This window comes from Candidatus Brevundimonas colombiensis (assembly GCA_029202665.1).
Taxonomy (GTDB): domain Bacteria; phylum Pseudomonadota; class Alphaproteobacteria; order Caulobacterales; family Caulobacteraceae; genus Brevundimonas; species Brevundimonas colombiensis.
In genome coordinates this window covers 611,847-626,169 of the sequence record CP119326.1, presented here as the reverse complement: position 1 = coordinate 626,169, position 14,323 = coordinate 611,847, and the positions used below count along the sequence as shown (strand labels likewise).

The window sequence follows — 14,323 nt, the reverse complement described above, 5'->3', positions numbered from 1 at the left end:
CCTTTTTTCTTGCGCCTAGGACAGGCGATCGCGGAAGGCCGAATAGTCGAAGTCCCGCACCGTCCTCAACGCGTCCGTCTCCGAGTTCCACAGCACGATGGAGGGCAGTGGCACGCCGTTGAAGGTGTTGGTTTTGACCATCGAATAGTGGGCCTGATCCAGGAACGCGATCCGCGTTCCGGGCGTCGGCCGCTCGGCGAAGACATAGTCGCCGATGATGTCGCCGGCCAGGCACGACGGGCCGCCCAACCGCACCGTCACGCCTTGATCGGGCTCGCCCAGCAGGGCGGGACGATAGGGCGCCTCGATCACATCGGGCATGTGGCAGGTGGCGGAGATGTCGGTGATGCCGATGGGCATGCCGTTGTCGAACACGTCCAGCACCTCGCCGATCAGGATGCCGGCGTCCAGCGCCACGGCCTCGCCCGGCTCCAGATAGACCTGAACCCCATGACGCGCCTGCAGATCGCGCACGAAGGCGATCAGGTCGTCCCGCTGATAATCGGCGCGGGTGATGTGGTGGCCCCCGCCCAGGTTCAGCCATTTGATCCCGCCCAGCAGCGGCTGGAGCTTGGGCTCCACCGCCGCCCAGATGCGCGACAGGGGTTCGAAATCCTGCTCGCACAGCGCATGCATATGCAGGCCATCGACGCCGATCAGATGCTCGGCCGTCAGCTGAGACACCGGAAAGCCCAGGCGCGAACAGGGTTGGGCCGGATCGTATTTGGCGACCTCGCCTTCCGAATGTTCGGGGTTCAGCCGCAGGCCGATCTCGAACACTTGGCCGTCTGTCCGCGCCGCCGCGATCAGGTCGGCGAACCGGGCGATCTGGGCCGGGTTGTTGAAGATGACGTGGTCCGACAGACGCAGGATCTCGGGCAGGTCCTCCGCCGTATAGGCCGGCGAATAGGTCGTCAGTTCGCCCTTGTAGAACTCGCGCGCCAGCCGCGCCTCCCACAGGCCCGAGGCGCAGACCCCGTCGAGGTATTCGCCGACCACATCGGCCAGCGACCACATCGAAAACGCCTTCAGCGCCAGAAGTACGCGCGCCTCCGCCCCGTCGCGCACGCCCTTCAGCACGGACAGATTGCGACGGATGGCCGCCTCGTCCACCACGAAGGCGGGCGAGGCGACGCGGTTCAGGTCGAAATGCGCAAAGGCGCCCGGATCGCCGGCCTGGGTCTGCATTCAGCGGCTCCGATCAGAAGTCCAGAGGGGCGTCCAGGTCCTGAACCTTCCACGGCAGGCCGTGCTGGTTCAGCATGTCCATGAAGGGATCGGGGTCCAGCTGCTCCATGTTGAACACGCCGTCGCCCTTCCACTGGCCCGTCACCATCAGGGCCGCGCCGATCATGGCCGGAACGCCGGTGGTATAGCTGACGGCCTGGTTGCCGGTCTCGGCATAGGCCTCTTCGTGGTCGCAGATGTTGTTGACGTAAACCGTCTTCCTGACCCCGTCCTTCAGGCCGGTGGCGATGACGCCGATATTGGTCTTGCCCTTGGTGATCGGACCCAGCGAGGCGGGTTCCGGCAGCAGGGCCTTCAGGAACTCGATCGGAATGATCTCGCGGCCCTGGAACGCCATCGGCTCGATCGAGGTCATGCCGATGTTTTCCAGCACCTCCAGGTGCTTCAGATAGCTGTCGCCGAACGTCATCCAGAAGCGGATGCGCTTGATCTCTGGATAGAATTTCGCCAGCGATTCCAGCTCCTCATGATACATGAGGTACATGTTCTTCTGACCCACGCCCTCGAAGTCGAAAGTCTGTTTGTGGCTCAGCGCCGGGCCCTCGACCCACTGGCCGTTCTCCCAGTGACGCGAGTTGGCGGTCACTTCGCGCAGGTTGATCTCGGGGTTGAAATTGGTCGCGAAGGGCAGGCCGGTGTCGCCGCCGTTGCAGTCCAGGATGTCCAGCGTCTCGATGGAATCCAGCAGGTGCTTCTTGACGTAGGTGGTGAAGACCGAGGTCACGCCGGGGTCGAAGCCCGAACCCAGCAGCGCCATCAGGCCGGCGTCCTTGAAGCGGTCCTGATAGGCCCACTGCCACTTGTATTCGAACTTGGCCTCGTCGCGCGGCTCGTAGTTGGCGGTGTCCAGATAGTCGACGCCCGCCGCCAGACAGGCGTCCATGATCGACAGGTCCTGATAGGGCAGGGCCAGGTTCACGACCAGTTGGGGCTGGACCGACTGGATCAGCGCCGTGGTCGCCGCCACGTCGTCGGCGTCGATGGCCGCCGTGTCGATGGTCACGCCGAAACGCGACTTCACGGACTCGGCGATGGCGTCGCACTTGGACTTGGTGCGGCTGGCCAGGGTGATATGCGAGAAGATGTCCGTATTCATCGCCATCTTGTGGACGGCCACCGAACTGACGCCGCCTGCGCCGATAACCAGCACCTTGCTCATTCGTGCTTCTCCCGAAGTCTGAAACCCTGGCGACAACGCCGCCCCTATAAAGGGCGCGGCTCTTAGCACGATGATGACAATCCGCTAAATGCCTTGGCGCGCACCGGGCTTATAGCGCGATTGACTCGCCGTGGTTGCCTTCTCGCCTGTTTTCCTTCATAAGCCGCCGCTTCCGACGCAAGTGAACCTCGCGTCTCCACCCACACGACAGCTTTTTTGTCGTGCTACCGCGCTTCGCGCTGCTTGAGCACAGCCCTCTCGGGCTCAAGCAGGCCGCAAGGCCGATAGCCCGCAAAAAGGAACGAGGTGGGCGAGAACCCTCCGCCGACGTGATCGTCGCCGGGGGCCGTTGTCGTATGGAGCCGTTTCACCCGTCGATATGAGGTAGTGAATGTTCGAGGCTCTGAACGAGCGGCTGACAGGCGTCTTCGACCGGATCACCGGCCGCGGCGCCCTGTCCGAAAAGGATGTCGCCGAGGCGATGCGCGAGGTGCGCGTGGCCCTGCTCGAGGCCGACGTCGCCCTGCCGGTCGTCAAGGAATTCATCGCCTTCGCCACCGAACGCGCCACCGGCGAAGAAGTCATCCGTTCGGTCAAGCCCGCCGACCAGGTGGTCAAGATCGTCTATGACGGCCTGATCGAGATGCTGGGCGGCGAAGAGCCTGTCCCTCTTAATACCAACGCCAATCCGCCCGCCGTCGTGCTGATGGCCGGTCTGCAGGGCTCGGGCAAGACCACGACCTCGGCCAAGCTGGCGCTGCGCCTGACCAAGTTCGATCGCAAGAAGGTCATGATGGCCTCGCTCGATACGCGCCGTCCGGCCGCGATGGAGCAGCTGGCCACCCTGGGCAAACAGATCGAGGTCGCGACCCTGCCCATCGTTCAGGGCGAGAGCGCGGTCCAGATCACCAGGCGCGCCCTGACCGCCGCCAAGCTTCAGGGCTTCGACGTTCTGATCCTGGACACCGCCGGCCGCATCACCCTGGACGAAGGGCTGATGAACGAGGTGGCCGAGGTCGCCGAGATCTCCAAGCCGGTCGAGACCCTGCTGGTCGCCGACAGCCTGACCGGCCAGGACGCGGTCCGCACGGCCAAGGCCTTCCATGAGCGCCTGCCCCTGACGGGTCTGGTCCTGACCCGCGCCGACGGCGACGGGCGCGGCGGCGCCATGTTGTCGATGCGAGCCGTCACCGGCCTGCCGATCAAATATCTAGGCGCCGGCGAAAAGGTCGATGCGCTGGACGTCTTCGACGCCCGCCGCGTCGCCGGCCGCATCCTGGGGCAGGGCGATATCGTCGCCCTGGTCGAAAAGGCCAGCCAGGACCTGGATCAGGCCAAGGCCGAGAAGATGGCCAGGAAGCTGGCCAAGGGCCAGTTCGATCTGGACGATCTGGCCGGTCAGCTTCAGCAGATGAAGAAGATGGGCGGTCTTCAGGGCATCATGGGCATGCTGCCCGGCGTGGCCAAGATGAAGAACCAGATGGCCGACAGCGGCATCGACGACCGCATGATCCTGCGTCAGGAAGCCATCATCTCCTCCATGACCAAGGCCGAGCGCAAGAAGCCGGACCTGCTGAACGCCAGCCGCAAGAAGCGGATCGCGGCGGGCGCAGGGGTCGATGTGCAGGACGTGAACCGGGTTCTGAAACAGCACCGCCAGATGGCCGATGTGGTCAAGTCGATGGCGCGCGGCGGACCCAAGAAGATGCAGCAGATGGCCGCCATGCTGGGCGGTCTCGGCGGCGGAATGCCCGGCATGGGCGGCGGCGGCCCCGACATGGCCCGCCTCAAGGCGCTGGGCGGCGGCAAGATGGCCGAACCCTCCGCCGACGATCTGAAAGCCATCCAGGACCGGCTCGCCGGGCTTGGAAACCCTCTCGGGGGCGGCGGACAACTTCCGGGAGGCCTTCCGGGCCTTCCCGGCTTCCCTCCCAAGAAATAACGACTTCCTAGAAAGAGACTTGAAATGCTGAAGATTCGTCTGGCCCGCGGCGGCGCCAAGAAGCGCCCCTACTACCACATCGTCGTCGCCGACTCGCACTCGCCCCGCGACGGCAAGTTCATCGAGAAGGTCGGCTCCTACAACCCGATGCTGCCCAAGGACGGCGCCCAGCCGCGCGTCGCACTGAAGGTTGAACGCATCGCCGAATGGCTCGGCAAGGGCGCCCAGCCGACCGACCGCGTCGCTCGCTTCCTGTCGCAGGACGAGACCCTGGGCCAGAAGGTCAAGTGGACCCAGTCCAACAACCCGAACAAGGCCCAGCCCGGCAAGAAGGCGCAAGAGCGCGCCGCCGAGCGCGCCCAGCGCGAAGCCGACCGCCTGGAAGCCGAAGCCGCCGCCAAGGTCGAGGCCGCTGAAGCCGCCGCCCGCGCCAAGGAAGAGGCCGCCGCCGCCGCCGAAGCCGCCAAGAACGCCCCCGCTGCTGAAGACGTCCCTGCCGAAGAGGCCCCGGCCGCTGACGTCGCCGCTGAAGAGGCTCCGGCTGCCGAAGCCACCGAGGAAAAGGCCGAAGGCTAAGCCTTTCGGTTCGACGATGATCGAGGCGGCGTCTTTCGGCGCCGCCTTTTTCATGCGTTAAGGACAGAGATGACCACGGACAGCAGATTGATCCTCGTCGGCCAGGTCGGCGGCGGTTTCGGGGTGCGGGGCGAGGTGCGGGTGACCGCCTTCACCGCCGATCCCCTGGCCCTGACCGCCTATGGCCCGCTGCTGCGCGCCGATGGTTCCGTGGCCCTGACCTTGACCTCGACCCGGCCCGACAAGAACGGCGTCGTCGGCCGCGCCAAGGAGATCGCCACAAAGGAACAGGCCGACGCCCTGCGCGGTCTGAAGCTGCACGTGCCCCGCGACCGCTTTCCTGAGCCGGAAGAGGACGAGTTCTATCTCGCGGATCTTCTAGGCGTGGAGGTACGCGATGTCGCCGGCGCCGTGCTGGGCGCGGTGAAGTCGGTCCAGAACTTCGGCGCCGACGACATGCTGGAGATCGCGCCCGAGACGGGCGGCCCGACCTGGTATCTGCCCTTCACCAAGGAAGCCACGCCCGAACTGCATCTGGCCGACGGCTGGTTAATGGCGGCGCCGCCGACCGAGGTGGGCGAGCGCGAACCCGACTAGGGCAGGCTGCTTCGTCCTTATGCGTCCTCGACCGGCGCGTCGCCGACATGTTTCTTGATCGATTCGATCGCCCGTTTGGCGCCCGACTTGTCGGAATAGCCTTCGGTCGAGAAGATGATCTCGGAATTGTATTTGAAGCGGACGCGGTATTCGCCCGCCTTGTCCTTATAGACTTCGAACTTGTGCGCCATCGGGCGTCTCCATGACTTCGACCGACTGTCGGTCACGGCCAAGCTGGCGCCGCTGCGTGTGCGGTTCCAGACACAAGCGCGCGATCAAAACGGCGCCCAACGCGGTTGCTAAAGCGCGGCGCCCTACCGACATGGGAGGTTCAACCGCCAAAGGTTCGCCCCCATGACCGACCTGTCCGTCTTTCCGATCACCCGGCGCTGGCCCGCCCAGCATCCCGACCGCATCCAGCTCTATTCGCTGCCGACGCCCAACGGGGTGAAGGTCTCCATCATGCTGGAAGAGATCGGCCTGGCCTATGAGCCGCACCTGATCGACATCATGGCCAATGAAACCTGGGGACCGGAGTTTCTGTCGCTGAACCCCAATGGCAAGATCCCCGCCATCATCGACCCCGATGGTCCCGGCGGCCAGCCGCTGGCCCTGTTCGAATCCGGCGCCATCCTGATCTATCTGGCTGAGAAGAGCGGCAAACTGCTCTCGGCCGATCCCGCGACCCGCTACGAAACGATCCAGTGGCTGATGTTCCAGATGGGGGCCGTCGGCCCGATGTTCGGCCAGTTGGGCTTTTTCCACCGCTTCGCCGGTCGCGAATATGAGGACAAGCGCCCGCGCGATCGCTACGTCGCCGAATCCCGTCGTCTGCTGGGCGTGCTGGAGACGCGGCTGGCCAACGAGGGCGGCGCGCCCCGCGACTGGATCGTCGGCGACTATTCCATCGCCGACATCGCCACCCTGGGCTGGGTCCGCAACCTGATCGGCTTCTATGAGGCGGGCGATATCGTGGGGTTCAAGGATTTCCCGCACGTCGCCGCGTGGCTGGAGCGCGGGCTGGCCCGGCCGGCTGTGAAACGCGGGCTTGAGATTCCGTCACGAACATGAACCATACTGTTCCGGTTGCGTTAGTCCGCAACCTCAACAGGAGCCACTCCCCAATGGGCATCTTCTCTTCGATCTGGAACAAGATCACCAACCACAAGCCTGCGGCGGCTCCGGCCCCTGCACCGACCGCCGCGCCGGCAGGCGCTGCGCCGACTGCTGCGCCCGCGGCCCTGCCGCCTGTCGACGTCGAAGCCGTTCTGAGCGGTCTGGCGGCCAACAAGGGCGGCGGCGGCAACTGGCGCACCTCGATCGTCGATCTGCTGAAGCTGCTCGACCTCGATTCCAGCCTGTCTGCCCGCAAGGAACTGGCCGAGGAGCTTAACGTCCACGCTGGGGAACACGGCTCGGCCGAACAGAACATCGCCCTGTCCAAGGCGGTCTGGCGCAAGCTGGCCGAAAACGGCGGCCAGGTCCCGGCCTCGCTGCGCGACTAAGCCGGCCTCAAGCAGCGCGAAGCGCGGTAGGCCAAATAGTCGGCCTCAAGCAGCGCGAAGCGCGGTAGGCCAAATAGCCGGCCTCAAGCAGCGCGAAGCGCGGTAGGCCAAATAGCCGGCCTCAAGCAGCGCGAAGCGCGGTAGGCCAAATAGCCGGCCTCAAGCAGCGCGAAGCGCGGTAGGCCAAATAGCCGGCCTCAAGCAGCGCGAAGCGCGGTAGGCCAAATAGCCGGCCTCAAGCAGCGCGGAGCGCGGTAGGCCAAAGAAAGAAGCGACGCTGGGTCAGGCCGTCGGTCTGATCCAGCGCATCGCCGCCAGGGCGGCGAACCCCACGACCAGCCCCCAGAAGGCGGAGCCGATCCCGAACAGGGCGACGCCCGATCCCGTGGCGGCGAAGGTCAGGACGGCCGCCTCCCGCTCGTCCGGCTTGGCCAGCATGGCCCCCAGCGCCCCGGTCAGGGCGGCGATCAGGGCCAAGCCCGTTATGATCGCCAGCACCGCAGGCGGCATGGCTATGAACAGTCCGGCCAGAGGCGCCGCGAACAGCGCCACCACCACATAAAACCCACCATAGATGACCCCGACAATCCATCGTTTCGCTGGATCAGGATGGGCGTCCGGCCCGGTGCATATGGCGGCGGTGATGGCGGCCAGATTGACGCCGTGGGCCCCGAACGGAGCCGCGATCAGGCTGGTCAGGCCTGTGGCGAAGATCAGGCGGTTGGCGGACGGCTCATATCCGGCGGCTCTTAACACCACCAGTCCCGGCAGGTTTTGCGAGGCCAGGGTGACCAGAAACAACGGCAGACCCAGGCTGACCGCGACTGTCCAGTCGAAGGCGGGCATGACCGGGGACAGACCGCCGAACAAGCCTGTCCCCGGCGGCAGGCCGATCTCCCCCCTGAAACCCAGCGCCGCAAAGGCGACGACCAGCACGGCAGGCAGGGCCCAGGCGGGCCAGATCCGCCGCGTGACGATGAAGACGGCCAGCAGTCCGACCGCCAGGCCCATCTCTTCCGGCGCGACCTTGAACAACCTCAGCACGAACGGCAGCAGCACGCCCGCCAGCATGGCCGAGGCCACGGATGCCGGTATCCTCTGCGCCAGCCGCCCCAACACGGGTAGCAGCCCCGTCAGCACCATCAACAGGGCCGCAAACACGAAGGCCCCGACGGCGTTGGCCCACCCCAGACCCAGCGTGGAGGCCGCCAGCAGAGCCGCACCCGGCGTCGACCAGGCCAGCACGACCGGCATCCTGAACCGCCAGCTCAGCAGCATCCCCGGCAGGCCGATGCCCAGACACAGGGCCGTCACCATCGAAATGATCTGGTTGGGGCTGGCCCCCAGCACCTGACCCGCCTGGACGACCAGAGCGACCGTGCCGCCGAAGCCGATGACGGTGGCCACGGCGGCGGCGGAGAAGCTGGCGGGCGGGGGCAGGCGCGGCGTCGTCATGGCTCTACGGATAGGCGGGGCCGTGGCGCCCCGAAAGCAAAAAGGGCCGTCGGTGATCCGACGGCCCCTCCTTGTTCACCGATCCGTCCGGATCAGGCTTCGATGTCTTCCGGCAGGCCGACGGCGTGGAAGCCCGCATCGACGTGGACGACTTCGCCCGTGGTCGACCGGCCCAGGTCCGAGCACAGCCACAGGGCCGCGCCCGCGACGCCCTCCATCGAGGTCTCTTCCTTGATCAGCGAGAACTGCGCCGACTTGGAGTGCAGGCCGCGTCCGCCCGAAATCCCCGCCAGCGACAGGGTGCGCATGGCGCCCGCCGAGATGGCGTTGACGCGGATGTTCTTCGGTCCCAGGTCGCGCGCGATATAGCGGGTCGCGGCCTCCAGCGCGGCCTTGGCCACGCCCATGGTGTTGTAGTTCGGAATGACCCGTTCCGACCCCAGATAGGTCAGGGTGATCATCGAGCCGCCGTTGGGCATCAGCCTGGCCGAACGCTTGGCCACGTCCACGAAGCTGAAGGCCGAGATGTTCATGGCCAACAGAAAGCTGTCGCGCGTGGTGTTGTCGACGAACGAACCCTTCAGCTCGTCCTTGTTGGCGAAGGCGACCGAGTGGACGACGAAGTCGATCGTGCCGAATTCCTTCTCCAGTTCCTCGAACGCCTTGTCCATCGAGGCGTCGTCGGTGACGTCGGCCTGGATAAGCAAGCGAGCGCCGACGCTTTCGGCCAGGGGGCGCACGCGGCGCTCCAGGCTTTCACCCAGATAGGTGAAGGCCAGTTCGGCGCCCTGGGCGGCCAGTTGCGATGCGATGCCCCAGGCGATGGAGCTGGAGTTCGCGACCCCCATGATCAGGCCCTTCTTGCCCTTCATGAGGTCTCCGGTGGGCATGTCCCAGCCTTCGCTCGTCGCCATTGTATGTCTCCTGATGATTTGTCGGAGGGTTAGCAGGGGCGAGCAGCAGGCTCAACGCCCCACCCTCCCGCCGCAGGTGAGGCGTAAGGCGTGGCCCGGGCCTTAAAGCAGGGCCGAAATCGCCGCCCGCGCCGCTTCGCCCAGATCCGGGCGTTTCAGGGCCAGGGCGACATTGGCGCGCAACAGGCCGATCTTGTCGCCGCAGTCGTGGGTCACGCCTTCATATTCGACGGCGGTGAAGCTCTGCTGATGCATCAGCCGGTCCATGGCGTCGGTCAGCTGGATCTCGCCGCCGGCGCCCCGCTCCTGCGTCGCCAACAGATCGAAGATTTCCGGCTGCAGGATGTAGCGGCCCGCGATGGACAGATTGGACGGCGCCGTGCCCGGGGCGGGCTTTTCGACCATCCCCTTCATGGTGATCCGGTTGCCGTCGCGGCTTTCGGGATCGACGATGCCGTATTTATGGGCATCGGCGATGTCGACGGATTCGACGCCGACCAGATTGCCGCCGGTTTCGGCATAGACATCGACCAGCTGTTTCAGCGCGCCCGGCTGACCATCGACGATGACGTCCGGCAGAATGACGGCGAACGGCTCATGACCGATGATGTCGCGCGCGCACCAGACGGCGTGGCCCAGGCCCTTGGGCTGCATCTGGCGGGTGAAGCTCATCTCGCCGGCCTTGGCCAGTTCGGCGTTCATCATCTCCAGGATGGCCGTCTTGCCCTTGGCCTCCAGCTGGGCCTCAAGCTCGATCTGGTGGTCGAAATAGTCCTCGATGGCGCCTTTGGAGCGGCCGGTCACAAAGACGATGTGTTCGATCCCCGCCTCGCGCGCCTCTTCGACGATGTAGGACAGAATGGGTCGATCGACGACGTTCAGCAGTTCCTTCGGCGTCGTCTTGGTGCCGGGCAGAACCCGTGTGCCGAGACCCGCGACGGGCAGTACGGCCTTGCGCAGACGCGCGGGCGTGGAGGTCATCAATGTTTCCTGACAGTTATCCCGCCCCTTCTAGCCGGTGCGAGCCGGCGAAAGAAGGGGCGGCACGTCTGTAGGTTCCGCCCCTATTTGGCGGGGCGCGCCATCGGAGTCATGGCGGCGGCCAGAGCGCGCTGGGCCTGAAGCTGATCTTCCGGCAGTGGGATCAGGCCGCGATCGGCCAGATAGCCGCCCTTGCCGGCCGAACCTTCCGACAGGAACTCCTGCACGAACTGCTGCAGGCCGGGGATGACGCCGATGTGGGCCTTCTTCACATAGATGTAGAGGCTGCGAGACAGCGGGTATTCGCCGCTGGCGATGGTGTCGGCGGTGGGCGAGACGCCGTCGATGGTCTCGGCCTTCACCGTGTCCAGGTTCTGCTCCAGGAAGGAATAGCCGAACACGCCCAGGGATCCCGGCGTGCGGGTCAGGGTCTGGACGATGGCGTTGTCGTTCTCGCCCGAGTCGATCCAGGCGCCGTCTTCGCGCAGGGTGTGGGCGATGGCTTCGAACCGATCCTTGTCGCCCTCGATGGCCTTGACCCCCGGCACCAGCTTGGCGCCCGGCGTCATGCCCAGCTCCAGGAAGGCGTCGCGCGTGCCCGAGGTGGGCGGCGGGCCATAGACCTGGATGCGCTGGTTCGGCAGGCCCTTGTTCACATCGTTCCAGGTCTTGGTCGGGTTGGCGACGAACTGACCGTTGGCTCCGGGGACTTCCTTGGCCAGACCTTCATAGAGGTCGTTCAGTTCGAAGTTGAAGCCGTTGCCGTTGCGGGCGGTGGCGATGACGATGCCGTCGAAGCCGATCTTGATCTCGACGATGTCCTTGACGCCGTTCTTGGCGCACAGGTCGAACTCGGACGCCTTCATCTGGCGCGAGGCGTTGGCGATATCGGGCGTGTTGGGACCCACACCTTGGCAGAAGGCCTGGATGCCGCCGCCTGTGCCCAGCGATTCGACGCGCGGCGCCGCCCCGCTTGAGGTGCGGGCGAAGGTTTCGGCGACACGGGTGGCGAACGGGAAGACGGTGGACGAACCCGCCGCCCAGATGCCCGAGCGGGTTCCCGAGGACGAACCGCCGCCGCCGCTGCTGTCGCCGCAGGCCGCAAGCGCCAGAAGGGCGGCGGCCGAAGCCGCCAGTTTAAGGGTGCGGATCATCCAAGGCTCTCCTTGAGCATCGATTTCGCGACGCTTTAGAGCAGAGGATTATGACAGTCCCGCGAACGGAACCGCCGCCGTCACAGCAGGCGGCGGCGCATGACCTGCGACAGGGTGTCGATCAGGGTCACGGCGACCACGACGACGATCACGATGGCCGAGACGGCGCGGAAATCGAAGGCGTTCATGCTGTCGAACAGCACCTGGCCGATGCCGCCGGCCCCGATCAGACCCAGCACCGTCGCCGAACGGCTGTTGGATTCGAAACGGTACAGGGCGAACGAGGTCCATAGCGGCGCCACCTGCGGCAGCACGCCCCAGACGATCTCGTGCAGCTTGCCTGCGCCGGTGGCGCGCACGCCCTCGACCGGCCCCTTGTCGATGGATTCCACGGCTTCCGAGAACAGTTTGGCCAGCACGCCGGCCGTGTTCAGGGTGATGGCCAGCACGCCGGCCAGAGGCCCAAGGCCGACGGCCGTCACGAACAGCAGGCCGATGACCAGGTCGGGCACCGAACGCAGCAGGTTCATCACCCAGCGCACCGGCGTCACGATCCAGACGGGGGCGATATTGCGCGCCGCCGCCAGACCCAGCGGAATGCCCAGGATCACGGCCAGGAAGGTGCCCCAAAGGGCGATCTGGACCGTCTCCCACATCTTGGCGACGAACATCTTCCAGTCGGCGAAGTCGGGCCGCATCAGGTCGTGGACGAACAGTTTGGTGCTGTCGTTGCCCGCGAACAGGCGCGAGATGTTGCCCAGATCCACCGCGTCGATGCTGTAGAGCAGGACGGCCGCCACGCCGCCCCAGACCAGAATGTCGGCGACCCAGGCCAGGGTCGATTTCTTGGGCGCGGCCGGAATGGCCAGCGCGGGCGACGCGGCTGCGGTCAAGGCCGGACCTCGCGCAGGCTGCGCAGGCGTTGCAGTTCGCGTTCGGCGGCGGCCGTGCCGGCGGCATCGCCCTTGGCGCGGGCCTCGCCCAGCTTCTGGTCGGCGATCATCTCGCGGATCGGGTCCAGATAGCTGTCGTCGGCGGCGGCGAAGCGCGAATATTCCAGGTCCGCCAGGATTTTGCGCTGACGCTCGGCCTCGGCGCCTTCGCCCTGGCCATAGGTCAGGAAGAAGCTGCGGATTTTTTCCTTCAGCGCCGGGTCCAGATCCTCGCGCACGACGATGCCGCTCTCTGGGATGGGGGGTGAGGTCCAGATGTCCTCCACCTGGGCGGCCAGCTGCGGGTTCTCCTTGCGCATGAACAGGGTGTTGACGCTGTTGGAGGTGGCCACGTCGATCACGCCGGTCGCCACGCCGAAGGCGTTGGCCTGGTGGTTGGCCGAGCGCACCGTCTTGAAGCACTGGCTGGGAACCACGCCGCGAGGATTGAACAGGAAGGTCAGCGGCGCCAGCGTGCCGGACGTCGACTGGGCGTCGCCGATGCCGAAATTGTACTGCTTGCCGCACGCCAGAACCTTGTCCAGCGTAATGCCCGAACCCTTCTTGACGATCAGGGTCGACTGATAGCTGTCCAGACCCTCGCGGTTGACGGTGCGGGCGATGACCTCGGCGTTGGCGCGGTCGATGGCCTCGACCTCAGGCTTGGCCGAGAACCAGCCGACCTGGGTGTGGTTGCCGCGCATGGCCTCGACCAGGACCGTGTAGTTCGAGCCGAAATAGGGTTTCACCGGCACGCCGACGGCCTTGGACATGTCGTCCAGCAGCGGCTGCCACAGCGGGCCGGCCGAGGCCTGGCCTTCCGCCGACAGAATGGAGAAGGTCAGTTCCGTGGGCGCGCCGCCTGCGGTCTTCTTGTCGCCGCCGCCACACGCGGCCAGGCCCAGGATCATCACGGCGGCGCCGGCCGCCGCCATCAGACGGCGGGTGGGGGCAATACGGGACAGGCTCATGCCTTGGTCTCCCAGAACGCGTCCTCGAACTCGGGACCGTAGATTTCGATCAGGCGCTTTTGGTCCAGCGCCGTGGAAGGGCCGTCATAGACGATCTTGCCGCCCTGCAAGGCGATGACCCGGTCGCAGTAGCGGATGGCGTAGTCGACCTGGTGCAGGGTGACGATCACGCCCAGGCCGTCGCGCTTGTTCAGCTCGACCAACAGCTCCATCACCTTGCGGGCGGACACCGGGTCCAGCGAGGCGACCGGTTCGTCGGCAAGGATGGCCTTGGCGCCCTGCACGATGGCGCGGGCGATGGCGCCGCGCTGCTGCTGGCCGCCCGACAGGGTGTTGGCGCGCTGGGCGGCGTAGTCGCTGACGCCGACGCGGTGCATGGCCGCCATGGCCTTGTCCTTGTCCGCCTGCGGCCACATCCCCAGAAGTCCCTGCCACGACGGCAGGCGGCCCAGGGCGCCCAGCATGACGTTGGAGAACAGGCTGAGGCGGCCGACCAGGTTGAACTGCTGGAAGATCATGCCCAGCTTGCCGCGCGCCTTGCGCACGGCGCCGGTGACGCGGCCGTCCTTTTGAACGGTTTCGCCGAAGACCTGGATGGTTCCCTTGCCCGCGTCGATCGACTGCAGACCGGTGATGGAGCGCAACAGGGTGGACTTGCCCGACCCGGACGGCCCGATCAGGGCGACCATCTCGCCCGAGGCGACCGAGATCGAGACGCCGTCCAGCGCCTTTCGCGATCCGAAGGTCTTCGACACGTCACGCGCCTGGACTAGCCCGGGGGCGACGGCGGCTGCGGATGAACTCATGAACTCGCTAGGAGGCTGTGGCGAAGGGGCGCCGCATGACGCGACGAAGGCGTTTGGGCAAGTCTTAATCGCACGGCGCGAGG

Annotated in this window: 15 protein-coding genes; 5 read left to right on the top strand and 10 right to left on the bottom strand. The window is 66.1% G+C overall.

Annotation, left to right across the window (positions count from 1 at the left end):
• Positions 1 to 15: 15 nt before the first annotated feature.
• Both P0Y50_02915 and P0Y50_02910 read right to left on the bottom strand, forming a co-directional pair.
• Positions 16 to 1,188 carry a carboxynorspermidine decarboxylase gene (locus P0Y50_02915; GenBank protein ID WEK40574.1) on the bottom strand — a complete coding sequence of 391 codons (1,173 nt, stop codon included), beginning with the start codon at positions 1,186 to 1,188 and terminating at the stop codon, positions 16 to 18.
• 13 nt (positions 1,189 to 1,201) lie between these two features.
• Positions 1,202 to 2,407, bottom strand: a complete 1,206-nt coding sequence (locus P0Y50_02910) for a saccharopine dehydrogenase family protein (GenBank protein ID WEK40573.1) — start codon at positions 2,405 to 2,407, stop codon at positions 1,202 to 1,204.
• Between the two features lie 391 nt (positions 2,408 to 2,798).
• On the opposite strand from P0Y50_02910, the gene ffh reads away from it, so the two are divergent.
• The 3 genes from ffh (at position 2,799) to rimM (ending at position 5,522) form a co-directional block, all read left to right on the top strand.
• Complete coding sequence (ffh, locus tag P0Y50_02905; GenBank protein WEK40572.1) at positions 2,799 to 4,349, top strand: signal recognition particle protein; 1,551 nt, start codon at positions 2,799 to 2,801, stop codon at positions 4,347 to 4,349.
• 24 nt (positions 4,350 to 4,373) lie between these two features.
• Positions 4,374 to 4,925 carry a 30S ribosomal protein S16 gene (rpsP, locus tag P0Y50_02900; GenBank protein ID WEK40571.1) on the top strand — a complete coding sequence of 184 codons (552 nt, stop codon included), beginning with the start codon at positions 4,374 to 4,376 and terminating at the stop codon, positions 4,923 to 4,925.
• Between the two features lie 69 nt (positions 4,926 to 4,994).
• A complete protein-coding gene (gene rimM, locus P0Y50_02895) occupies positions 4,995 to 5,522 on the top strand; it encodes a ribosome maturation factor RimM (protein WEK40570.1) in 528 nt (175 codons plus the stop codon).
• Between the two features lie 17 nt (positions 5,523 to 5,539).
• On the opposite strand, the gene P0Y50_02890 is transcribed toward rimM, so the two are convergent.
• On the bottom strand, positions 5,540 to 5,713 hold the full coding sequence (locus tag P0Y50_02890; protein WEK40569.1) for a DUF1508 domain-containing protein: 174 nt from the start codon (positions 5,711 to 5,713) through the stop codon (positions 5,540 to 5,542).
• A 163-nt stretch (positions 5,714 to 5,876) separates the two neighbouring features.
• On the opposite strand from P0Y50_02890, the gene P0Y50_02885 reads away from it, so the two are divergent.
• Together P0Y50_02885 and P0Y50_02880 are read left to right on the top strand one after the other, a co-directional pair.
• The gene (locus P0Y50_02885) at positions 5,877 to 6,593 is read left to right on the top strand and encodes a glutathione S-transferase N-terminal domain-containing protein (protein ID WEK40568.1); all 717 of its coding nucleotides are present in this window, start codon (positions 5,877 to 5,879) and stop codon (positions 6,591 to 6,593) included.
• 53 nt (positions 6,594 to 6,646) lie between these two features.
• Entirely contained in the window at positions 6,647 to 7,027 is a 381-nt protein-coding gene (locus P0Y50_02880) for a DUF3597 family protein (protein WEK40567.1), read from the top strand.
• A gap of 282 nt (positions 7,028 to 7,309) precedes the next feature.
• On the opposite strand, the gene P0Y50_02875 is transcribed toward P0Y50_02880, so the two are convergent.
• The 7 genes from P0Y50_02875 to phnC form a co-directional block, all read right to left on the bottom strand.
• Positions 7,310 to 8,482: a benzoate/H(+) symporter BenE family transporter gene (locus P0Y50_02875; protein WEK40566.1), complete on the bottom strand. Its 1,173-nt coding sequence runs from the start codon at positions 8,480 to 8,482 to the stop codon at positions 7,310 to 7,312.
• Between the two features lie 92 nt (positions 8,483 to 8,574).
• Positions 8,575 to 9,372, bottom strand: a complete 798-nt coding sequence (locus P0Y50_02870; GenBank protein ID WEK41515.1) for an enoyl-ACP reductase — start codon at positions 9,370 to 9,372, stop codon at positions 8,575 to 8,577.
• A 126-nt stretch (positions 9,373 to 9,498) separates the two neighbouring features.
• Positions 9,499 to 10,377 carry a UTP--glucose-1-phosphate uridylyltransferase GalU gene (gene galU / locus P0Y50_02865; GenBank protein ID WEK40565.1) on the bottom strand — a complete coding sequence of 293 codons (879 nt, stop codon included), beginning with the start codon at positions 10,375 to 10,377 and terminating at the stop codon, positions 9,499 to 9,501.
• Between the two features lie 83 nt (positions 10,378 to 10,460).
• The gene (locus tag P0Y50_02860) at positions 10,461 to 11,531 is read right to left on the bottom strand and encodes a substrate-binding domain-containing protein (protein WEK40564.1); all 1,071 of its coding nucleotides are present in this window, start codon (positions 11,529 to 11,531) and stop codon (positions 10,461 to 10,463) included.
• An 80-nt stretch (positions 11,532 to 11,611) separates the two neighbouring features.
• Positions 11,612 to 12,424 carry a phosphonate ABC transporter, permease protein PhnE gene (gene phnE / locus P0Y50_02855; GenBank protein WEK40563.1) on the bottom strand — a complete coding sequence of 271 codons (813 nt, stop codon included), beginning with the start codon at positions 12,422 to 12,424 and terminating at the stop codon, positions 11,612 to 11,614.
• Positions 12,421 to 13,434, bottom strand: coding sequence for a phosphate/phosphite/phosphonate ABC transporter substrate-binding protein (gene phnD / locus P0Y50_02850; GenBank protein ID WEK40562.1), 1,014 nt, complete (start codon positions 13,432 to 13,434; stop codon positions 12,421 to 12,423). Before phnD ends, phnE begins: the two co-directional genes overlap by 4 nt.
• Positions 13,431 to 14,240: a phosphonate ABC transporter ATP-binding protein gene (gene phnC / locus P0Y50_02845; GenBank protein WEK40561.1), complete on the bottom strand. Its 810-nt coding sequence runs from the start codon at positions 14,238 to 14,240 to the stop codon at positions 13,431 to 13,433. Before phnC ends, phnD begins: the two co-directional genes overlap by 4 nt.
• Positions 14,241 to 14,323 lie beyond the last annotated feature (83 nt).